The organism is Anaeromassilibacillus sp. SJQ-1, assembly GCF_046693725.1.
Lineage (GTDB): Bacteria > Bacillota > Clostridia > Oscillospirales > Acutalibacteraceae > Anaeromassilibacillus.
Genome location: NZ_JBKEIV010000040.1, coordinates 13,774 through 35,880 on the forward strand (window position 1 = coordinate 13,774; position 22,107 = coordinate 35,880).

Below are 22,107 nucleotides of genomic sequence, written 5' to 3' on the forward strand. Positions count from 1 at the left end.
ATGACAGTAAAGACCGAATTTTCGCGGTAAGAAATACATGGCCTGAGCATCTTGATAAATCTGGTTGCAAGGTTGCTGAGATAAACTTTTGGGAAAATATATACGAAGAACCGAGCAAAGTTTCTATCAGTATAGAAAGATGTTCATAAAGCAAAAACTTCCGATTCCCTTGGAATGGAAGGGATGAGGGGTATAGGCATCTACCCAATTTTGTCTGATGATTTAATACAAATTGCCATACCGTAGGAATAAAAAACATAAGAAGAGAATAAAAAGCAATTGAAGAGTACGTGTAAGCGATCCCCATTACGTTGCAGAACTCAAGCTATAAGTCTGCCTCCTTCTGTTGTAGATGAGAATGGAGTATGTCTATGGGGAAATAGAATTAAACCGGATAATAGGGTGTTAACATTTATAAGTGATTCCATTTAGCGTGAAACCCTCCGCTTAGAAATAGGCGGAGGGTAATTTATTTCTTAAAATTAATTCGAAATTTCCGCTACCTCTATGAAGTTGAAGTAGCGGAAATTTTATATTTTAGTGCCAAGTGTCACAGTGCCAAGTGCCTAACGTTAAAGGTGGTGGCAGTTTGGCTATTAATATTGACACTCTACAAATACAAATTGAGACAACATCTAATGACGCAGCAAACAAAATTAATGCATTAACAAAAGCATTGACAAATCTCAAAGCGGTGACTAAAGGAGGCGCTGGATTAAATACTGTAGCAAAACAGTTACAGGCGCTTACAACTGCTACTAATGGAGCAACAAGCGCTAGTAAAAAAATAGCAAATCTGGTAAATGCTTTGAGGGAATTGCAAAGCATACAACGCCCATCGGGTTTATTATCAGCCATTAATGCGTTAAGGAAAATAAAGGACCTCAATTTATCAAATATATCTAATAAAAAAATTCAAAATTTAGTAATAGGATTTAATAGCTTATCTGAAATACAAAAGGCTTCTGGACTAAACTCAACGATCAATGCTTTAAAAAAGCTCCCGGAAATTACTAAGAAATTGCAAAAAGCTGATTTAAATACGTTTGCTACCCAAATGCAGCGTGTAGCCGCTGCCATTCGGCCATTGTCAACAGAGATGGCTCGAATATCTGCTGGGTTTTCGGCTTTTCCAATTCGAATACAGCGATTAATCGCTGAAAATGACCGCTTATTTAACTCGAATCGACGCACAGCCAATTCTTTTGGACTTTACGCGAAAATAGGAGTCTATTACTACGCTTTAAAGCGAGCTGCTACGATTATGAGCAAATGGGTGAATTCCAGCACGGCGTATGTTGAAAACTTAAATCTATTTACTGTAGCAATGAGTGATGCAGCTGATAGTGCACTGGAATATGCCGAGACAGTTAAAGAAGCTGTCGGAATTGACCCATCCGAGTGGATCAGGAATCAGGGGGTATTTAAGCAGATTACCGGTGGCTTCGGTGTAATAGAAGAAAAAGCCAATCTTATGTCAAAGAATCTAACGCAGTTGGGGTATGATATTTCCTCCTTCTATAATATTTCGATTGAAGATGCTATGCAGAAGTTGCAATCTGGTATTGCAGGCGAAATTGAGCCACTGCGCAGGCTTGGATATGCAATTGACGTAGCTACCCTGCAAGAAGTGGCATATGCGCACGGTATTAACCAAAGCGTAAACAGCATGAATCAGGCGCAAAAGTCCCAGCTTCGCTATGTTGCGATTATGGAACAAAGCGGGAATGTGATGGGAGATATGACCCGAACTGTGCAAACTCCAGCCAATGCAATGCGTATTTTAAACCAGCAGATCACTCAATTGTCTAGAGCTTTTGGGAATCTGTTAATTCCTTTTTTACAAAAGATTATCCCATATGTACAAGCATTTGTCGAGATTTTAACAGAGGCAATACAGCGATTAGCCGTTCTCGCAGGATTTGAACTTCCAGAGATTGATTATTCCGGATTAGGAGGGGTTGCTTCCGGAGCAGAGGACGCAGAAGATGCATTGAATGGAACGACGTCAGCAGCAAAGAAATTACGGGACGCAGTGCTTGGTATTGACGAGCTCAATATTATATCTCCATATCAGGACTCTGGAAATAGTGGCACTGGTTTTGGGGGAGATTTAGCGCTAGACTTACCAGAATATGATTTTCTTAAAAACTTTAGAGAACAAACTAATGACATCAAAAAGCAAATGGAAGAAGTCCTAGATGTAGTAGTGGCGATTGGCGCTGGACTGCTTGCGTGGAAAATCACAAACAACCTTATGAATACTGTTGGTAATCTAAAAAATACATTAAAAGGAATTCAAAATCTTAAGCTAGCCGCAGGGGTAACTCTTATGGTAACAGGATTTACTTTGTCGGCAATAGGTTCATATGGCCTCGGAAGAGGGGATTATTCCACTGAGAATATTATCAAGACAATATTAGGTTCTGCTCTTGGAATTGCAGGTTCATTGCTTGTGTTCGGGACAGGGCCCCTAGGATGGACGATCGGAATTAGCGCAGCAATTATTGTAAACATAGCGAGTTTTGCGCTCGGAAGCTGGCACCAGTCTGTAGAAGATGACTTAAAAAGCCGATTTGGAGAAATTGTTCTGAGCGACGATCAGATAAGTGAATGGGCTCAGGCGCTTACAACAAGTGAACTAGCAATAAAGCTTAGTGTATACGTAGATGAGCAAGAAGCTCTTTCTTCGCTTAAAGGACAAGTTGAAAAGTCTATTGCAGAGCTGAATAAACAAAATTTAAGAGCTTCAATTGGTCTGGAGATAGAGCAAGCTTCCTACCAAGAGGCAGTAGATTCTTTTTTATTGAATGCCCAAGAATATATACAACAGCAGCAAATTGTAGCCGCAATGTCTGTAGACATTGTTTTGGGAGGTACAGAAAATGGAGATAGATTATCTGGATTTGCAACAGATTATTACGGTGAACTATCAGAAGAATTAACGGAAAAAGGAAAAGAATTAAAAGAGATAGTTGCCAGTGGCTTTAATGATGGAAAATGGATTCCTAATAAGCTGGAAGAAGCAGTAAAATTGCAAAAAGATATTCAAGAGATATTAGATTATATTTCCAATGTGGAATTTGAAGCTGAGCTAGAAGGATTGAGATTAGATGCGAAAGGGACCGACCTTACTGTAGAAAGTTTTCAAGGTGTGATGGATAAAGCCCAAGAAACCATTGAAGACCAGATGAAGAATTTGGAAGGAGTCCGGCTTGAGGCAATTAAGGTTGCCAAAATGGAGTACGACCAAAATATTTTAGATGGAATGAGCAAAGAAGCGGCACAGGAGATATATGATTCTGCTGTAAAAGCTGCGGATGAGGCATTCCAGAACAAATCCATTACACTCAATAGTGCAACCTTCGAGTTTGGCATTCAGACGATAACAGATGCGTTTTCGGAGGAACTAAAGTCTGCTGAACCAGCATTCAGCACATCTGTTCGTGATGCGTTTGAAGGGGGATTTATTGATGGAGTAAAAAACCCAGAAGAGTTATACAGTACCCCTATCGAGGAATTGATGCTAGGAGTACAGGAAGCATACCGGATTGGATTTGAAAATGTTGACATATCAGCCGAAGCAAGACAAAACTTGGAATCACTACTCGAAGAACTTAAACCGACAAAGGAACAGCTAAAAAAATTGCAAAATGAGGCGTTCCAAGCAGGTCAAGCCGTACCTGAATATGTGAATCAAGGGCTAACTAGCATATACAAGCTTGAAGCAATAACTGGCTCCTTAGAAGCTCAGAACTACTTAATAGGTCAAATGCTGTCTACTGATCCAAGCTTTACAGAACTCCTTAAAACATCAGAAGGGGCGGGAGAAAGCATTAATAAAGATGTTGCTGCTGGTCTGTTGAGTAGTGTAAGTGTTGTAAGAGAGGCATCAACTGGAACAGTCAATGAAGTTAAAAATACTATTACTGGGGAAACTGAAAAAATCACTCCTACATTAAGAAACAATTTCTATAGCCTCGGTCAAAGCCTTGGCGCGGGTCTATATGGCGGTACATTTAACACGATTACAGATACAGCAAATTATGATTGGAAAGGACTGTTCGGCAAAGTCACAGACTATGCGATAGAAGAATTTGACACTCATTCCCCATCTAAAAAATTTACTACCATTGGCGAAGATAACATGCAAGGTCTTTACAACGGCATGGATGGATGGAGGGAAGATTTCGCGCAGATATTTAAAAACATTGTAAATGCTGGGATTACGCAGTTTAACTCATTTATTCAATGGATAAACGAAAAAATGAAAATATCGTGGGACGCATTTGAGATCGCAGGCCGGGAGATTATTCCAGCAGGGTCCATTCAACTGCTTAAAATCCCAACAATTCCTTTGCTTGCTTCTGGTGGAATTGTCAACCAAGGCCAAATGTTTATAGCTAGGGAACGAGGCCCTGAGTTTGTTGGACAAATTGGTCGAAGAACTGCGGTTGCAAATAATCAACAGATTGAAGAAGGTATCTATCGGGCATCGCTAGAAGCAAATGAAGAGCAAAATGCATTGTTACGCCGACAAAATGAACTTTTGGCAGCTTTACTAGAGAAATCGAGCGGAAATGTATATTTGGACGGAAAACAAATTTTGAAATCGTCTGAAAAAGCAGGCCGTGAGCGTGGAGCAGTGATAATGAGTGGAGGTGTTGTAGGATGAGGGCAATGGTGAGCATCGGAGACTATGATGTCCCTGAGCCCTCAACCTACAACGGCACAACGGCTACTGTTGTTGATGGTGGCAGGAACACAAAGGCTGTATTCACTGGAGCTGTTATTAGGGAAGATGTAGCAAAAGTAGATATGACATGGAAATTCATATCCGCTCAAGAATGGGCGACTCTACTTTCAAAGTTTAGTTCTAAACGAGGAGGAGCATACATAAATTCAGTTACATTTTTTTGTCAAGATACAAATGATTGGGAAACGCGGCAAATGTATGTTTCTGATCGGCAGGCCAGTGTGTTTTTGCGAAACAAAGATGGAAGTATAAGAGGATACACAGGCGCATCATTATCTCTGGTGGAGGCTTAAAATGCAAAAAGTATCCCAGGCGTGGAAGGATATTCAAAAGAAAAGGATCATAACAGAACCAAGCTTCATAGAAGTGACGCTCAATGTAGGAGACCCGGACGCTCAATTGGACGCCGCAGCGACCGATAACGGTCATGAAAATTATTCTAACACTCCAAAGATAGCAGATGGGACAGAAGTGATTCCGGGAAGGTATGCGACATTGGAAGACGATATATGGGTTTTAGATGGTACATACCAAATTTTACCGGATGATCCGCCTTGGGGGAATAATGGGTATATTGGTTACGAATTATCCGGGGCAGACAGGGAATATGAAACTTATCCAACCATTACATTACAGTTTTCTAAAGTATACAGTTCTTTAATCCCAGGGATTACTATTACATGGTCTGAAACCTACAACGAATATGCAGAATCGTTTAAAATAACCGCATATAATGGGGCATCTGTTGTTGCACAAGAGACAGTACAAAATAACCAGGATATATTATCAGTAGTATCTCTTGATATACAAAATTACAACAAAATTACAATTCAAGTTCTCAAGTGGTGTAAGCCATATCGTAGAGCAAGAATTAGCCGTATGGTGATCGGGATACTTAAATCCTACCAAAACACAGATTTAATGGCATATCAGCATGGCATGTTCGTTGATTTATTAAGCGCCAATCTACCGAAATCAGAAATCATTTTCCAGTTACTCAATATCAACGGGGAATATAATCCTGATAATCCGCAAGGGACGGAGAAATATTTAATGGAGCGCCAGACGGTCACTGTAAAATATGGATACCTAATGGGGATAAATGTGGAATGGATAAAGGCGGGGACATTTTTTATCAGCGAATGGGACACGCCACAAAATGGAATAACTGCGACCTTTACCGCAAGAGACGCATTGGAATATATGAGCGACCTTTATTCTGGCCCTTCAACAGGAACATTTATGGAAATAGCAAAATCCGCATTGCAACAGGCGAATCTTCCAAAGAAAAGTGATGGGTCAAATCAATGGGAATTGTCTGACCTTCTTAACGATTTAGAAGCACCGGAAGGGATTGACTTAACGGAGAATACAATTGCAGAAGTTTTGCAATTGATAGCAAATGCTTCCTGCTGTGTTTTTTATCAAGATCGGGAAGGGATTATTCATATTAATCCATTAAACAAAGACCTTACAGATTATAGAATTGATAGAGATAATAGCTTTGCAAATTCCGAAATTGAGCTTACAAAACAATTAAAGTCAGTTAATGTAAATGATGGAGAGTTTGTTCTTTCTGTAGGTAACGTTGGGGAAACACAGAACGTGAAAAACCCCTTAATCTCAAAAGATAGGGGAGAAGAAGTAGCCATATGGACATCAGAAATCTTAAGTAATAGGCGCATCTTTTCTGGAGAATGGAGAGCAGACCCAAGATTAGATGCAATGGACAAGATCACAGTGGAAAACAAATTTGCAGAAAGCACGGTGTTTGTAACACAAGTAGAATATACATATAATGGCGCATTCCGTGGCATGTATGAAGGGAGGGCTGTTGTATAAGTATTATTGACACATTAATATTCGATAGAGCTCTCCAAGATGTGGAGGCACTTACTTCCAAAGGGCACTATAACATATCCGATCTTAATCGAGTTTGTGAAGCAACCGATTACATAGCAAATTTGTTGCAGGGATATGGATACAAGGTAGACTATTCTCCAATTTTTATTCCTCATAGGACGTCTAAAAAATATCAGAAATTGGAATATATACAGTCTACTGGATTACAATATATCGATACGGGAATTAATCCTACAAGTAATACAAGAGTTATATGTGATTTCCAGGTTACCCAAACATTAAGTGCATTCCAAAGCGTATTCGGTGGGAGAGGAAAGACTCCAACATATGAAGGAAGATTTTGCTTTCATCTTACAGCAGATGGACTATTTAGGTCAGACTATAACGATGCAAACGAATTATTTGATAATTCAATCCAACCGACAGAAAGACACATTGTAGATAAAAATAGAAATGTTTGTAAACTGGATTCAGCTACAGTAACAAATTCTGATGGGGATTTTACAGGCAAGTATCAAATGTATATATTTGGTGAAAACACATATGGTGAAGCCACAGAATTAGCAAATCTTAAAATTTTCTCAATGAAAATATATAATGGTGAGATATTGTTGCGCGACTTCATACCGGTTTACGATATGAATGGAGAAGCTTGCTTATATGACGAAATTACGAATAACTTTTTTCGTAATTCAGGTATGGGTAAATTTACAGCAAGCCAAGCATTTAACCCTGATGATATAGTTACCGTTAGCACTACTTGGCAAAGAGAAGATATTCCATTAAAAAGCCAGATGGATAAATATTTAAAAAACATCTCTGCCATGAGAAAAGCAATATCCGTGTATGAAACTACACCTGAACCACCCTCTAGCATGGATAATTTAACGTGTCAACAAGCTAATGACATAGAGAAAATCTTATTCGACCTCTATGAGATTATAACAAAGATGGAACAAGCTTGGTTTTATAGTGGAGATTTATATTTAGGGGAGGTATGACTTATCAAAGATAGGATACCAACATATCCAGGGAGAGTGGAGCTTACACCCGTTAGTGGACAGACCAATGTATTTGATATGAGTCGCGCAGACGATCCAATAGAGGACGGTACTCCACTCAATAAGGCGACACTGCTACAGGACGATACAGCCTCATTACTTGATCTTGGCACAAATGCTACTCCTGATCTAATGTTTAGTGCCCTGTATAATCGCACATTGGCACTCCATTTGGTCACAATTTCCTTCGATCAAGAATTTTCTGGTGAGGAATTTATAGTTGCCCAAGGTGACGATACTGTGTATACGGGCACAGTTCCGGGAACGCTAAAAAAAGTCATTGGACTTAGCTCCGCTGATACGACATATCGTATTACCTGTGGAGATACATATCGGGATATAACAACTGGACCATACTACGGGATGCAGACAATTGCTATTAGGTCTATATATCCGGATTTGGAGGACAATAGTTGGAACTAGATCGCCCAAGCAGCTAGTGCGGGGATCGCATCTGGTTATTGGCAGGTTGGTGATACTAAGGATATTACATTAAGCACAGGGGAGACGCTTACTGCGCAAATTTGGGATTTTGCTCACGATGACCTCGATGGAGGGGAAAAGCTCCTATCACCTTTGGATTAAAAAATCTTATGCAAGATACGTCAAGAATAGCCGAACAAGGTGAAAATTGGTCTGATTGCATAATGAGGACAAAATTAGAGGCTATATTTGCACAACTTCCCGAAGACCTTAAATCTGTAATAAAGCCCGTAATAAAAAAGACATATGAACCAGGGGGGATCATCGCTACTATAACTACAACAGATAAACTATGGCCAATGTCCGGTGTTGAATCAGCATATCTATCATCGTCGGAAGAAGGGTATCCTTATCCAATTTTTACAAATGCGACCAGCCGAATTAAACGCCTATCAAATGGGGATGGATCCGTCGAAGATTATTGGCTTAGAACTCCTAACACATCATATACAAACCGATGGATGTATATTAGTACTGGTGGAAATTATACGACATCGATTGATCTGTCTGTCTCAAAAGGTATATGTTTTGGCTTTTGCATATAGGAGGTAACGATGTTTCTTTTGTTAGACCAACAGGACTTAATTGTAGATATGTCCGATCATATAATCCCTACAAAAAGACAATCTAATGGGGTTATTGTTGCGTGCCAGGAGGACGACTCTGACACCATATATGCATGCGATTCGGATATGTGTTACCCAGTTTTGTTTTATCACACACAGGAGGTTAAAGATGTACCCAATAGCGTAATATCTGGCTATTGGTATTATCGAGACGGTTTCTTTACGACTGCCAAAAAGATGTACGAATACAGAGATAGACTACTAGATGAATGTGATAAGACGTTTTGTAATGTTGAACAGTGGACAAAAATGGAAGAGGCCGAACAAGCTATATGGACGAAGTACAAGCAAGACTTACGTGATATTTCTTTGCAGCCTGGATTTCCATATAATATAGTTTTTCCAATAGCGCCGGCAAAAAAGTTTGGAGGCGATCATTTGACAGCAATCATGGCAGATGGAACAGAAATCTCTTTGATAAGTGCAGAGCAGAATGCTATCTATATTGATGGAGAAAGATGTCTTACCCTTGAACTATGTACTGATGCAGGGACACACCAAGATCAAGAATTGAGAAATATATTTTTAGACCCTGACAAGTCGAAATCCATAACAATTGAAAAAGAAAAGTATGAAGGATTTACCAAACTTATTCGGAGTGTGTACGAGGCGGGGAAAATTACAATTATAGTTGCACAAAAGACAAATGAAGCTAGTGCGGAATTACAGGAGCAAGTAACAGCACAACAGGAGGCAATATCTATTTTGATGGGAGGTACATACAATGGCTGAATTTGACAGAAATAAACTGATTGCCGAAGCAAAAGCCAAGCGGGCGCAGATCGAAGAAGCGGCGTCGGCCTTATCCGATGAGCAGGCATATGACCGTGCATGGATGTTCCCTCTTTGGGACAGTAACAGTCATACATATTCTGTCGGAGATCGCGTCCAGTATGAGGGGCAGCTATATCGCTGTTTGACGGAACACACGTCGCAAGGAAGTTGGAAACCAGATGTAGCACCGTCTTTGTGGGTTAGGATTGATGATCCGGCAATTGAGTGGCCGGAATGGAGACAACCAACCGGAAGTACAGACGCATATCCAAAGGGTGCAAAGGTTAGCCACAACGGGAAACACTGGATTAGCAACGTAGACGCCAATGTTTGGGAACCGCCTACGCAATGGACAGAACAAAAGGAATCGTAATTTTGGCTTTAAAAGCAAAATTGGGAATGTAAAAGCCTGTATATCAGAAAGGGGAATGCAAAACGAACATCAAACAACATCCTAGCCCGAATTACGGAAGCCGCAACGGCTGGAAACCGGACATGATCGTCAACCACATTACCGCAGGGAGTACAGCATCAGGCGCACTTGCTACGCTTTGTAATCCTGCAAGAGAGGCTTCGGCCCACTTTGTTGTGGACAAGGACGGCACCGTGTATCAGCTGGTGGCGCTTGACCGCGCCGCCTGGGCCAATGGGACCAGCACAACGCCGTCGGACAGCCGCTATTATGGCCGATCGGCATTGGCAGCTGTCCGAAACCGCTGTACTAACGCCAATTATTACACCATCAGCATTGAACACGTCTGCGTGAGCGGCGGAGAACTCACTGCGGAACAGCTTGTAGCGAGCATTGAACTGCACCGCTACATCATTGCCGAGGTCCGTCGCCTCTACGGCGTCACCATTCCCGTGTCGCGAGAATATATTATAGGACACTGTGAAATCAATCCGGTGACTAAACCCAATTGCCCGGGCAAGGATTTTCCGTACAATAAAATTTTGGAGGGATTACAAAACGTGGCTATTACAAGTGATACCAGCGGAACGGTAAAAATCAAACGTGGAGGGTACTACACGGCGAAGTTCAGTGGTACGAATGCAAACCAGCTCATTGTGACAGCGGGCACAGGCGACGTAGTGACCATAGTGCCAATCAATCGCGGTGAGGACAAGCTGGCAGCGATTGTGCCGATTGGAAAACCCGGAGATATGACAGGTATCTACACCACAGTACCAGGTGGGCAGCCGGTTAAGCAGTTTGTTGCGCAGGTTGTATAAGGGGGCGATACCACAATGGATCAAGACAACACCATCGCAGTCCAGGCATTGGACAGTGCAAAATCGGCGCATCACCGCTTGGACCGCCTAGAAGATGAAGTCAAGGACATCCACGACCTCGCCGCGGCGATGGCTGCAACCAGGCAGGAAATCACCGGCGTACAGGCGGACATCCGGGAGATCAAGCAAAGCGTATCAAAATTGACCGCTCGCCCCGGAACCTGGTGGGACAAGCTGGCTGCGGCGGCGATCGGCGCGGCAGCAACAGGAATCGTAACGGCAATTTTGGCCCAGATACTTTAAAGGAGGATTACATATGGATTTCAATAGCTTTCTGAGTTGGGAAATTCTGGCGACCTTCGCGGGTGTAGCAGCCTGTACGGGCCTGCTTACCCAAATGCTGAAGAGTGTGACGGCTAAGCTACCGACGCAGTGGCTGTCTTACATCATCGCTGTGGTGCTGCTGGTAATCACAACGGCAGCCACGGGCGGCTGGATACAGCCCTGGACGGTCTGGGCGCTGGTGCCGCTGAATGCGGCCTTGGTCAGCCTGGCAAGCAACGGCGCGTATCAGGCGATCGTACGGACAAAGAAAGGTGGCTAAAGCATGGCTGTCCAAACAGTAAAAGTAATGATCGGCGGGCAGGAGCATAGCCTTACATATGATGGGGATTCCAGGAAATGGACCGCTTCGCTGGTTGCACCAGATAAATCGTCATATAATGAGGACGGCCACTATTACGATGTGACGGTGAAAGCGACGGACGACGCAGGAAATATCGGGGAGGCAAGTGCATCGACCGAAGGGGAAATTGGCGAAGCATTGCGGCTGGTTGTAAAGGAACATAACAAGCCCACAATTACAATTACTGCCCCGGGGGCAGATGCGTTAATCACCAATAATACACCGGTAATCAAAGCGCAGATCCGCGACGATGACAGCGGAATCGACATTACATCGTTGTCGCTAAAAATCGACAGTGGGGCAACCGTGGGGAACACTTCGCCGGGGATGTCTGTACAAGAGGCGGAAAACGGCTACGATATAACATACACGCCACAGAAAGCCCTGGGAGATGGCGCGCATACCATCACAGTCAATGTGTCGGATAACGACGGCAATGCAGCGGATACGGTTACTCGCAGTATCACGGTTGACACCACGCCGCCAACTTTGGATGTAACCAGCCCGCAGGATAATTTCGTTACCAACAAGACGGACCTTACCGTATCCGGTACGACCAGCGACGTAACCAGCGGGCCGGTAACCATTACGATTAACCTCAATCAAGTTGACCAAGGAGCGGTTACGGTTGAGAGTTCCGGCGCTTGGAGCAAGGCAGTTACCCTACAAGAGGGAGAGAATACCATTGTTGTAACGGCAACCGATCGTGCAGGAAAAACAACTGCGATTACACGGACGGTTACACTCAACACAACCGCGCCGAAGATTACCAAAGTAGAAATTGCACCGAATCCAGTGGATGCAGGTGCAACGTATACAATCAGCGTAACGGTTGTATGAGTAGTGCAGTAAAGGTGTGGGGACACGCCGACCAATACAACCTGATCTTGAGGCAAGTGGAGGGCGGGGACTGGCAAGCGTCGGTTCCCGCCGACCTGACCGACGGGCAATACGCGTGTGAGTTTTGGGCAGAAAACGCCGCGGCGGAACAAACCTATTGGTCCGGCGTCCTGTATATGCAGAACAGCCGCTTAGTGTGCGTCTGTCTGGAAGAAGACCCCTATAGGGTAATTTTATTGTCAGAACGGGTGCAGGCAGAACTAATGGATGAAAGGTATCTAGTCACGATCAAAAAGGGGTGTTGTTGTGCTACCAGTGTATAAACGCAACTGGATATTGGGGGAGGACAAGTATGTGGACTTGGAAGTCCGAAGCGGACAGCCTGGACCCGTGGTTATCCCGCACGCAGAATGGACGCTTACAAAGAATTTGAAGGGAAAGCCTGAACAGGAAGGGACCTGTGAGGTAGAGAAAGGGCGTATAAGCGTTTTAGTAGAGCCACAGCAAACCGGCATGTATACCTTAGAAATCACCTATGAGATACCGCCAGAGACACGGAAGGTAAGGGTGATACTGGATGTCCGTTAAGATTACGTCTGCGCAGATCACCCCAAATCCTGTATCAACCGGGCAGGGATATTTAATCGCAATCGGGCTAGAGGAATACGGAGTATTGCAAGAGTCTTCCGGGGCGGCTCTTTGTGATAAAGCCTGCTTAGAACTCCACACAGCGGACAAACGAGACTATACAATCCCAGATACCTGGCGGGGAGATCGATCGAGCGATAGGAGGTTTATTATCTTGGAAAACAATATAACACGGGCGGCTGGTCCCGGCGGACAAGAGAGCACAGGGACATATCTACTGACGCACACGGGTGCAGAAGTGGATGCTGCCATAGAGGGTTGGCAAACCGCGCAGGCACAGGCGGATGCAACCGCTAGTGATATTGCGGAGGGGAAAAAGGCGATTACCAAAGACGGGCTTGTGACGGGAACGATGGAAGAAAGTGGCGGAAACTGTGATCTTACTGATCCTATGAGTGTATATAAAGCCACTCGGCCTGGCGACTGGCTTCCAATGCCGCAGAGCCAGATGCCGGAGAAGCCTATATGCTTTATTTGGTCCCTCCTACGGATCAGGCGCTTTTTGCGGTGCAAGTGGTATTTAGCGGTAGCGCAACGATTCAGCTAGGCGATACAGAGCCAATTTCATTAGTCTCTGACGTGGCGTTTGAAACTGAATTTGACTGGAATGCGTGTGAAAATCTAACTAAGGATGGATTTAAGCAAGTGTTGATAAAAATTTCGGGAAACAATATAACCAATTTATCTTTTGCAACCCACAGCCTGAAATCCAACTCTAGATACAAAGAATATCCAGTCTTAGATTTTTCCGGAAATTTACCGGAAGCGACCAGCGTTAAAATGGCAAATAAGCGTACGAAATATTTTTCTCTTTCTAAATCTTCTATAATAGACATGAGTAATATGTTTAGTTCGTGCTATGATTTAATCGCGATCACTAAGTTGGATACCAGCCAAGTAACTAGTATGGCTAATATGTTTAGCAGTTGTTATACTCTAATAGCAATACCACGTTTAAATACCAGCCAAGTAACTAGTATGGCTAGTATGTTTAGCGCCTGTTACTCGATCAAAAGAATTCCCGAAATGGACACAAGCAAGGTAGTTAGCATGGACAATATGCTTTCTAATTGCCGATCATTAGAATATGTCCCGTATATGGATACTAGCAAAGTTATAACTATGGGAAAAATTTTTTATTATTGCCATTCGGTATCTCAAATTTTGCGTCTGAATATTAGTTCAGCGAAAAGTATTTCTACACCATTCAGCAATTGTGACTCGCTGTCAAAATTAACGTTTGCAAATGAAGGCTCTATAACAAGAACGACCACAATTAATCTTGGAAGCTTAGTATTGTCACGCAATGCGATTTTGGATTTATTTGACTCTCTCCCAATTGTAAATAATGTGACAGCTAAACTTACCCTTACCGGGAACCCAGGCGTACCCGACCTTACAGATGAAGATAAGGCTATTGCTACAAGGAAAGGATGGACACTTACGCTATGAAAAAAGAAATCAGGTACGGGGTTACTGTCCTATATGCAGATAAAGGGAAAGTGCTCCAAAGTGGTGAAACGGTAGGTACAGAAATTTGGTTGTCTCTAAATGACAATGAAATGAATTGGAAAGAAGTAGACACCCCTGTAGAGCCGGAATCACCTCTCCCCGACACCTATGAAGAAGCCATAGAACAACTGGACGTGTACCGCGCTGCCTACAACATCGTCACCGGACAGGAGGCACAGATACTGACACCAAAAGCAGATAAATCCAAAATTATAGGCCAGGGCGTACCCTTTGAACGTATCCGCCGGATCACCGGTTATTTGGTGGGGACAACTGACCGTTTCAACGACGCAAAGCGCGCGGAAGAGCATGATCGGGTGAAGCATGGAATCGGAAAATGAAAAGGTGCAGCTATCCAATTCGGATAGCTGCACCTTTTTACATTATTTGTAGTATTGGTTGGGCTCCTCTCATTATTCCGAAGGCCACATCCGTATTTGTAATCCAGTCGTATATTTTATCGCTTGGTACAATTACGGGCATCCGATCGTGGACGTTAATAATGGATTTGTTGGCTGCGGTGGTCATGATGACGTAACGGCGGCCATCTTGATAGTCGTTATAAAGTCCCGCCATGTATAGAGAGCCGGAACCGGGGAGTTGGAATCGGTGCTTTTGCTTTTGTGAATCCCACTCATAGAAACCGGTGCTTGGTACAACACAACGTCGTATCATCAAGCTTTCGCGGAAGAAACGTTTTTCCGCGGCAGTTTCCGACCGCGCGTTGATGATTGTTGAGCCCTTGCCACGGAAGGAGGGAAACCCCCATTTGGCCACATCGGGCGTCACGCCCGCGCCGGTATCCAGCAGGATAGGAGCGGAATTGGTGGGAAAGATTTCTCCTACTTTGACACAGCCGCTTCCATGCTTGCGCTCTATTTCATCGATGATTTTCCGAATGTCCTGGTATTCCTCGTCCGTAAACAACGTATATCGTCCGCACATAGTAATCCTCCTAACATGAGGCGGGAGCCTCTACAAACCAACCGGGCCCCTCATACCACAAATATCGCTCCTTACCGAGAATACGCACCCGATACCGCACGCCAATGCCGCCTGCTTTTAAGCTTGCAGCCCGTCTCGCATCTAAAACACGGTCAATTGCGAATTGTCTTCCGTCTTCCCATGTGATTGCAGTAGGGAAAAGCTGCTCCATTAACATCAAAATGCGCATCCACTTCCACATATATCTTTCGTGTTTCCATCGTATATCCCTCTATCCACGGTGTAAGAACCCAATCGGATGGATGATATGCTCCGCCTTTGGATTCGAGCGCAGACAGTTCCCGGTCCGTCAAAGCCAAGCCTCTTTGAATACTAAAATGTCCAAATCGTCGCCGAATATCATCGATGGCATGTTCCAGGTTTTCCTGCTTCTGCGCACGGGCTATTTCGGGCAAAAAAGAAATCTGGATGTGCTCTGCCAACGAAAGATTGCAGGCGCGCACTCCCAGGCTACGTATGGCTTTATCCGGCAGGTGATGCCTTTGATAAAGCGTATAGGCTGCCTGATAGATACTTTCTGAATTATAAACGGGAAAATCCAACTTTTTTTGACGTTCACAAGACCATAGGTCTGCGTAACGAATGGAAATCTGTACGGTATTACATTGAAAATTTTGTTCCCGAAGTCGCTCTGCCACACTTTCACAAAGGAGGAACAGGGTGATTTTTATAGCATCCTCCGTGACCAGATCTTTTGGCGCCGTTGTGCAATTTCCTATGGATTTAACCGCTGGATAAACCCCTGCGTCAGTGACCGGAGAATGGTCCCAACTGTTTGCAAACCCCAAAAGCATGAGGCCGATTTTTCCCAATAATCCATTTAAAAAATCTGTGTGAGAATTTGCCAAATCACCAATGGTGTGAATGGCATAGCGATGTAATTTTTGTGTAGTTGCGGGGCCTACATATAGCAGGTCGGACACGGGCAGCGGCCAAACGACATCGCGATAGTTTTCCCGTGTAATGACAGTTGTTGCATCGGGCTTTTTCAAATCGCTGCCGAGCTTTGCAAAAACTTTGTTAAATGAGACCCCCACGGAAGCCGTAATTCCCAGTTCATATTGGATACGCCGCCGAAGTTCGTCCGCAATCGCTTGGCCGGAGCCAAAAAGTTTTTGACTGCCTGTAACATCAAGCCAACATTCGTCCAGACCAAAGCTTTCCACCTGGCAAGTGTATTCCTCATAGATTTCCCTGGCAAGCGCAGAAAAATGAAGATAGCGGTCAAAGTGGGGAGGGACGAATACAATCTCCGGACAAAGCTGCTTTGCTTTCCAAAGCGGTTGCCCCGTGGACACGCCATAGCGTTTAGCTTCGTAATTTTTAGCGAGTACAATCCCATGTCGCTGCTCAACATCTCCAGCTACCGCGACCGGTTTCCCACGCAATTTAGGGTTATAGAGGCATTCCACGCTTGCATAGAAGTTGTTCATATCACAATGTAAGATCACACGCTCCAAATGAACCGCCTCCGAACGATTGTTTGTATTTTTATTATAGAATGTCTGTTCGGTCAAATGCAAGCGGTAAATGTTGGAACCAATAAAGCCCGTAGGACCCCTAACTACAGAGGTTCTACGGGCTTTTGTTATAAAGGGGGACGATTAAGTACGTCCTGTCGGTAATTCTCAATATTTACATTCAAGAAAAAGACAAGACGCAGAAAAATTTCAGAGCCGGGTGCGATTTCTCCCTTCTCGATCTTTTGATATTCTCGTAGAGAGATGAATGTGGCATCTGCAACCTGTTGTTGTGTTAGTTTGAGCTTGTCCGTACGAAGATGATAGATGTCATGTCCAAAGTGCATTTTAAATGACATAAATATTCCTCCTTTAAAAGAAGAATATTCGAACATGTACGATCATTCTACGGAAAATTGTTCATATTGTGAAAAATGTTAAAAATGTCAAAAGATAGTTAATTTTGTTCCTCCAGGGGAACGATACTATCTGCGATTTTCAGTACATCGTCTTTTGCCAAGTCGGGGTCGCGGACATATAACCAAAACATAGCGTTGTCAATTTGTCCGTATAGCATTTTTGTATCTTCTTTCTGAATATACAGAGCATCACGGCCATTCAGTTCGACCGTTTCTGTATGAGAACCCTCTGTATCGATGCTCGATCCCCCGTTAAAAGATTGCGTGTATCGGATCGTTCTGCTGCCAGAGCCTTTGTATCCAATTTGCACTAAGCGCGCCTGTTCCCTCACACGCGGTCCGTCTTTTAATTCATAGCCTTCCGGTATATAGCTTGGTGCATATGCTACAAAAGGTTCATCCTCTTGCGATTCTTCAGTTGGTCCATATTGGAGTTCCGTATGCGTTGGGAACATCTGCGAAATAACCTTAAAGAACCATTCACGCGCCGCACTTACCGACATAACTGTAACCGTAGCAGCGATAAGAGCAGCCAATAGCGCTACAGCTATCCGGCGGCCTGTGTGATGAGACAGCTTTTGCGGTTGAGTATATTTGACAATAAGCTCTTCCATGCGCTGGTCAAAGTCGGCTGGAATGTATATACGTGATAAATCCTCTTCTTTAGGTAAATTGGCTAATTCGACCTGTATAATAATGTCTTGATGTTTTTTAAGAAAACGTATAATATTCCTATTAGATATTTTTTGCAATGTAAACCCTCCTTTATCTATATATACTCAAGAGGATTTATATTTTGGTGATAGCAGTAGTCTTTTATACGTTTAATTGCACGACTCCTTTGTTTGCGTACTGCCCAAGGGGTCTTTTGCAAGTCATCAGCTATTTCCTGCACTGATTCGCCGTAAATAATCTCTAAGGATAATATTCGTCTCTCTGTCTCAGAGAGGCTTGCGATTATGTTGCGTGCTAATGCTTTAGCCTCAAGTTTTGCGTCGGGTGATGAGCTATCAACTTTAGTATCCTCTCCTAGAGGCGCAACAGGGATAACATGGTTATGCTTTGCCATATTAAGAGCGGTATTACGTGCAATAATCACTATGTAATTTTTAATATACTCGTCAGATCGACCATCAAACACTTTTTCGGGATGCTCTAAGACACGGACAAATGCTTGCATTGCTGCATCCCTGGCATCCTCTAAATTATGTAATATCCTGTTTGCCGCCAGGGTAGCGAGGCCCATATATTTATGATAAGCGTCCCTGACTTTGTTTGCATATGGGTTTTGCTCATCACTGGGGCCGGTGAGTAAAATCCACACACGGATTCCTCCTTACTATAAATGATACAAAAAGCATACTATAATAGTAGGAATTTGTCATTGGCAATTATTACACAGTATGCAACACGAAATGCAACACAAAAATAAATAAGCTAACGTAAATGCGGTCTTTATCGGCTAGTATGAGGGTTCAAATCCCTCCTTCTCCGCCAAGTTAAAAGCCGTATTTTGAGAAATCAAAATACGGCTTTTTTCGGTATAATCGATTTTTTACTGGATATCTATTTTGTTACAGTCACACTGGCTGAACCTGGACATATATTGCGTTTCAGGTTCGGATTTTTCTTTTGCTTTCGCTCGCGTTTCGGGTGGATAGCGTATGAGAACTCTGAAAAGCGATCGGCAATATAGAGGTTCATGTAGGCGAGATAGCGCTTATACAAGGACAGGACTTAAATGACTATTGCAGCTTCACGTGAGATATGGAGGAAAACAAATACCACCCGAGCTTCATGGAGATATTGCGCCGGGGAACCTTCTGGTAAAGGACGGCCATCTTTGCGGCGTCATTGACTTTGGAATGACGGGAATCGACGATCCTGCCTGTGACTATGCGATGGCATGGATCTTTTTCGATCATAGCAGTCGTAATGATTTTTTAAAGAGGCTGGATAGAAAAACAATTGACCGGGCAAGGGGATGGGCGTTATGGAAAACCCTGATTACTTACTAGGACACAAATAAAAGAACATCTGATAACGCCCGATACATATTTGAAGAATATGATAGAAGCGTTAATTATGGAGGGAAGGATATGAATACACCTACACTCGAAACGGAACGGCTGATATTAAGAAAATTTACAGAAAATGATATGGAAGCCCTGTTTAAGATTTATAGCGATAAAGAAGTGAATAGGTTTTTGCCCTGGTTTCCATTAAATAGCATTGAAGAAGCGTATCCGTTCTTTAAGGAACAGTATGCTGTGAAATATGCCAAGCCACAGGCATATGCGTATGCGATCTGTCTAAAAACAGATAATGATCCGATTGGTTACATAAAAGTGGATATGGAAGAACACCATGATTTCGGCTATGGACTGCGGAAGGAATTTTGGCATCAAGGCATCGTTACAGAAGCCGGAAAAGCCGTTATAGAGCGGGTACAAAAAGACGGACTTCCTTATATCACAGCTACCCATGACAGAAACAACCCCCGGAGTGGCGGCGTGATGAGAAATGTAGGAATGAAATATCAATATTCATATGAGGAACAATGGCAACCAAAGGATCTACTAGTCACATTCAGAATGTATCAGCTAAATCTTGATGGAAATCTAGAACGGGTTTACAAAAAATATTGGGACACATCTGCTGTACATTTTGTGGAAATGGATATATAAGATCAACCTATATGGTCCATTTATGGTCCATTAAACAGCAGGGTTAGCCGAGCCCATCGATGGCTAGAATGAATGACCCACAAGTTAAGGTTTTCTAGCTCTGTCCATTCAGGACGTTAATATTTCATATTCGAGGTAGTACGATGAAAGAGCGAAAGCAAAATTATTATGGCAGCTTATGTACCGAAATGTACGAAATTTTACATAGACAAGCACCAAAAGAGGAATTGGATTTTTACGTTTCCTATGCGAAAAAAGAGCAGAAGATTTTAGAGGCTCTTTGCGGTAGCGGACGTTTTCTTGTTCCATTTATGAAGCAGGGATTTGATATTAGCGGGGTAGATTTGTCCGGTGAAATGTTGGACAAATTAAAGCAAAAAGCGCCTAATGCAAATGTAGTTCAGGCGGATATTTTAGAGTATTCACCCGACGAGCCGTTTGATTATATTTTTATATCGTCTGGCTCAGTTTCGTTATTTACGGATATTCACTTGTGCAAAAAAATTTTGAAGAAGTTAAAAGGAATGTTAGCCCAGAAAGGCAAATTGGTTTTTGCAGTTGATACTGTGGCCAACAGATGTCCTGATGATAGCGACTACAAGCTTTCTATTGCAGTAAAAACAAAAGAAGGGCTTGATTTGACATTAAGAAGCAAAAATTATTATGATGAATCAAGTCAGACGCAATTTTCTCCGGGTATTTATGAATTATACGATGGCGCGAGATTATTAAAAAGCGAGTTGATGGATTTTCAAACACATCTTTACAAATTCGGAGAGATGGAACAACTTTTAACTGAAATCGGGTTTACGGCTATTCGAACATATTCCTCTTTCAAAAAAGAACAAGCTATCAACGACGAATGCGAGATGTTTTTATTTGAGTGTACTGTAAGCTAACGAACTTATAAATGGGGAATAGATAAGTTGGCCCCACCGCAATGGCCAGCATGCGACAAATACCGGATCAATCGGCCTGGAGGATTGCCCGATGCCCTGTTGTTTTTCAGGAATGTATTCAAAACTTCGGAATCCTTTTCCCGCCAACGGGTGAGTGGATGGGGGCGGATATCCGCGTAGCCATCCTGCTTGCTGATACAACCGACTCGATGCCCGCTGCTCCTTGTTACACAGTCACAGTCCTGTTTTTCCGCTACCCCAAATGTCCAACTTTTCCAGCAACAACAGCATTTTTAGGACAATGCCTGGGCAAAAAGCGAACCATATGATAGTTTGTTTCACAAAGTCATATGGTAAAAAGAGGGTCTTTTTCAAAAACGTTAGAAGATATCATTGGCTAAAGTATTGTGCTTGGGTTCCCGTTTTCTTGCCGCTGAGGACCAGAAGTACACCGATGATGGGAAATTTTTTCTGGCGAGTCTCTGACGGTCGGGAGGCCGCTTTTGTGGGGATTTCCGCGTGCGCACGGTATGAAGAGCGTTTTTAAGCCCTGAAACTGTGTGGGAGTATGATGCGAGGCTCATTCTATGGATTTATTACAGAGGAGACCAATTGAATAGGTCCTGCCGGTAATTCTCGATATTTACGTTCAAGAAAAAGACCAGACGAAGAAAGATTTCAGAGCCAGGTGAAATCTCTCCTTTTTCGATCTTCTGATATTCACGGAGAGATATGAATACAGCATCGGCAATCTGTTGTTGTGTCCATTTTAGCTTGTCCATGCGAATGTGATAGATGTCATGCCCAAAGTGTGTTCTAAACGACATAAATATTCCTCCTTTTTTAAGAAGAATATTTTAATTTCTAAATAGAATCTATATTATACTTTATTTATTATATAGTATATAAGTGGATGTTGTAATACGATATACTCAATATATGGTACATATAGATGGATTCTTTGGGCCATTGGTTTAAACATTGAATAGCGATTGAAGGGGGCTTGCGGGGATTCCAAAAATCCGCTCAAGAGCGGCTTTTCGGTCAAGGTTTTTTCAGATCCAATGGATATAAATTTTATCTTGACATGGAGTGCACTCCAAGTGATAAAGTTTTAGCAGGGAAGAGAGTTTTCTGTTGGAAAGGCTCTCTATGA

General features: G+C 43.0%; 24 protein-coding genes and 1 pseudogene. 19 read left to right on the forward strand and 6 right to left on the reverse strand.

Going from position 1 to position 22,107, the window contains the following annotated elements:
* Positions 1-589: 589 nt before the first annotated feature.
* From ACGCCZ_RS10740 to nrdD, 16 genes and pseudogenes are all read left to right on the forward strand, one after another.
* Positions 590-4,675: a hypothetical protein gene (locus tag ACGCCZ_RS10740; protein ID WP_411656010.1), complete on the forward strand. Its 4,086-nt coding sequence runs from the start codon at positions 590-592 to the stop codon at positions 4,673-4,675.
* Entirely contained in the window at positions 4,672-5,049 is a 378-nt protein-coding gene (locus ACGCCZ_RS10745) for a DUF6711 family protein (RefSeq protein ID WP_411656011.1), read from the forward strand. The genes ACGCCZ_RS10740 and ACGCCZ_RS10745 overlap by 4 nt, the downstream gene beginning before the upstream one ends.
* A 1-nt stretch (position 5,050) precedes the next feature.
* Complete coding sequence (locus ACGCCZ_RS10750) at positions 5,051-6,598, forward strand: hypothetical protein (RefSeq protein WP_411656012.1); 1,548 nt, start codon at positions 5,051-5,053, stop codon at positions 6,596-6,598.
* A gap of 41 nt (positions 6,599-6,639) precedes the next feature.
* On the forward strand, positions 6,640-7,620 hold the full coding sequence (locus tag ACGCCZ_RS10755; RefSeq protein ID WP_411656013.1) for a hypothetical protein: 981 nt from the start codon (positions 6,640-6,642) through the stop codon (positions 7,618-7,620).
* A 653-nt stretch (positions 7,621-8,273) separates the two neighbouring features.
* The gene (locus ACGCCZ_RS10760; RefSeq protein ID WP_411656014.1) at positions 8,274-8,708 is read left to right on the forward strand and encodes a DUF6273 domain-containing protein; all 435 of its coding nucleotides are present in this window, start codon (positions 8,274-8,276) and stop codon (positions 8,706-8,708) included.
* Between the two features lie 147 nt (positions 8,709-8,855).
* Positions 8,856-9,521 carry a phage tail assembly chaperone gene (locus tag ACGCCZ_RS10765; RefSeq protein ID WP_411656015.1) on the forward strand — a complete coding sequence of 222 codons (666 nt, stop codon included), beginning with the start codon at positions 8,856-8,858 and terminating at the stop codon, positions 9,519-9,521.
* Positions 9,514-9,936, forward strand: coding sequence for a carbohydrate-binding protein (locus ACGCCZ_RS10770; protein ID WP_411656016.1), 423 nt, complete (start codon positions 9,514-9,516; stop codon positions 9,934-9,936). Before ACGCCZ_RS10765 ends, ACGCCZ_RS10770 begins: the two co-directional genes overlap by 8 nt.
* A gap of 122 nt (positions 9,937-10,058) precedes the next feature.
* Positions 10,059-10,796, forward strand: coding sequence for an N-acetylmuramoyl-L-alanine amidase (locus tag ACGCCZ_RS10775; protein ID WP_085532762.1), 738 nt, complete (start codon positions 10,059-10,061; stop codon positions 10,794-10,796).
* Between the two features lie 15 nt (positions 10,797-10,811).
* A complete protein-coding gene (locus ACGCCZ_RS10780) occupies positions 10,812-11,099 on the forward strand; it encodes a hypothetical protein (protein ID WP_085532760.1) in 288 nt (95 codons plus the stop codon).
* A 13-nt stretch (positions 11,100-11,112) separates the two neighbouring features.
* Complete coding sequence (locus ACGCCZ_RS10785; RefSeq protein WP_085532758.1) at positions 11,113-11,400, forward strand: hypothetical protein; 288 nt, start codon at positions 11,113-11,115, stop codon at positions 11,398-11,400.
* Positions 11,401-11,403: 3 nt separating this feature from the next.
* Positions 11,404-12,321: an Ig-like domain-containing protein gene (locus ACGCCZ_RS10790; protein WP_411656017.1), complete on the forward strand. Its 918-nt coding sequence runs from the start codon at positions 11,404-11,406 to the stop codon at positions 12,319-12,321.
* A complete protein-coding gene (locus ACGCCZ_RS10795; RefSeq protein ID WP_085532756.1) occupies positions 12,318-12,644 on the forward strand; it encodes a PF13754 domain-containing protein in 327 nt (108 codons plus the stop codon). Before ACGCCZ_RS10790 ends, ACGCCZ_RS10795 begins: the two co-directional genes overlap by 4 nt.
* Before the next feature lie 31 nt (positions 12,645-12,675).
* Complete coding sequence (locus ACGCCZ_RS10800) at positions 12,676-12,909, forward strand: hypothetical protein (RefSeq protein WP_411656018.1); 234 nt, start codon at positions 12,676-12,678, stop codon at positions 12,907-12,909.
* Positions 12,899-13,516, forward strand: coding sequence for a hypothetical protein (locus ACGCCZ_RS10805; protein ID WP_411656019.1), 618 nt, complete (start codon positions 12,899-12,901; stop codon positions 13,514-13,516). The genes ACGCCZ_RS10800 and ACGCCZ_RS10805 overlap by 11 nt, the downstream gene beginning before the upstream one ends.
* On the forward strand, positions 13,435-14,421 hold the full coding sequence (locus ACGCCZ_RS10810; RefSeq protein ID WP_411656020.1) for a BspA family leucine-rich repeat surface protein: 987 nt from the start codon (positions 13,435-13,437) through the stop codon (positions 14,419-14,421). The genes ACGCCZ_RS10805 and ACGCCZ_RS10810 overlap by 82 nt, the downstream gene beginning before the upstream one ends.
* Before the next feature lie 281 nt (positions 14,422-14,702).
* Positions 14,703-14,822: pseudogene (gene nrdD / locus ACGCCZ_RS10815) on the forward strand (anaerobic ribonucleoside-triphosphate reductase); the annotation flags it as partial.
* 37 nt (positions 14,823-14,859) lie between these two features.
* Here nrdD and ACGCCZ_RS10820 read toward each other — a convergent pair.
* The 5 genes from ACGCCZ_RS10820 to ACGCCZ_RS10840 form a co-directional block, all read right to left on the reverse strand.
* Complete coding sequence (locus ACGCCZ_RS10820; RefSeq protein ID WP_411656021.1) at positions 14,860-15,426, reverse strand: SOS response-associated peptidase; 567 nt, start codon at positions 15,424-15,426, stop codon at positions 14,860-14,862.
* A 152-nt stretch (positions 15,427-15,578) separates the two neighbouring features.
* On the reverse strand, positions 15,579-16,937 hold the full coding sequence (gene dinB / locus ACGCCZ_RS10825; RefSeq protein WP_411656044.1) for a DNA polymerase IV: 1,359 nt from the start codon (positions 16,935-16,937) through the stop codon (positions 15,579-15,581).
* Positions 16,938-17,074: 137 nt separating this feature from the next.
* Positions 17,075-17,305: a helix-turn-helix domain-containing protein gene (locus ACGCCZ_RS10830; protein WP_411656022.1), complete on the reverse strand. Its 231-nt coding sequence runs from the start codon at positions 17,303-17,305 to the stop codon at positions 17,075-17,077.
* A gap of 98 nt (positions 17,306-17,403) precedes the next feature.
* Positions 17,404-18,117: a DUF4367 domain-containing protein gene (locus ACGCCZ_RS10835; protein ID WP_411656023.1), complete on the reverse strand. Its 714-nt coding sequence runs from the start codon at positions 18,115-18,117 to the stop codon at positions 17,404-17,406.
* 17 nt (positions 18,118-18,134) lie between these two features.
* Positions 18,135-18,689, reverse strand: a complete 555-nt coding sequence (locus ACGCCZ_RS10840) for an RNA polymerase sigma factor (protein ID WP_411656024.1) — start codon at positions 18,687-18,689, stop codon at positions 18,135-18,137.
* 436 nt (positions 18,690-19,125) lie between these two features.
* Here ACGCCZ_RS10840 and ACGCCZ_RS10845 point away from each other — a divergent pair, with 436 nt between their 5' ends.
* From ACGCCZ_RS10845 to ACGCCZ_RS10855, 3 genes are all read left to right on the forward strand, one after another.
* The gene (locus ACGCCZ_RS10845) at positions 19,126-19,383 is read left to right on the forward strand and encodes a phosphotransferase (RefSeq protein ID WP_411656025.1); all 258 of its coding nucleotides are present in this window, start codon (positions 19,126-19,128) and stop codon (positions 19,381-19,383) included.
* An 81-nt stretch (positions 19,384-19,464) separates the two neighbouring features.
* Positions 19,465-20,052: a GNAT family N-acetyltransferase gene (locus ACGCCZ_RS10850; protein ID WP_054323338.1), complete on the forward strand. Its 588-nt coding sequence runs from the start codon at positions 19,465-19,467 to the stop codon at positions 20,050-20,052.
* 143 nt (positions 20,053-20,195) lie between these two features.
* The gene (locus ACGCCZ_RS10855) at positions 20,196-20,951 is read left to right on the forward strand and encodes a class I SAM-dependent methyltransferase (protein ID WP_411656026.1); all 756 of its coding nucleotides are present in this window, start codon (positions 20,196-20,198) and stop codon (positions 20,949-20,951) included.
* A gap of 596 nt (positions 20,952-21,547) precedes the next feature.
* On the opposite strand, the gene ACGCCZ_RS10860 is transcribed toward ACGCCZ_RS10855, so the two are convergent.
* Positions 21,548-21,778 carry a helix-turn-helix domain-containing protein gene (locus ACGCCZ_RS10860; RefSeq protein WP_054323337.1) on the reverse strand — a complete coding sequence of 77 codons (231 nt, stop codon included), beginning with the start codon at positions 21,776-21,778 and terminating at the stop codon, positions 21,548-21,550.
* Between the last annotated feature and the right edge of the window lie 329 nt (positions 21,779-22,107).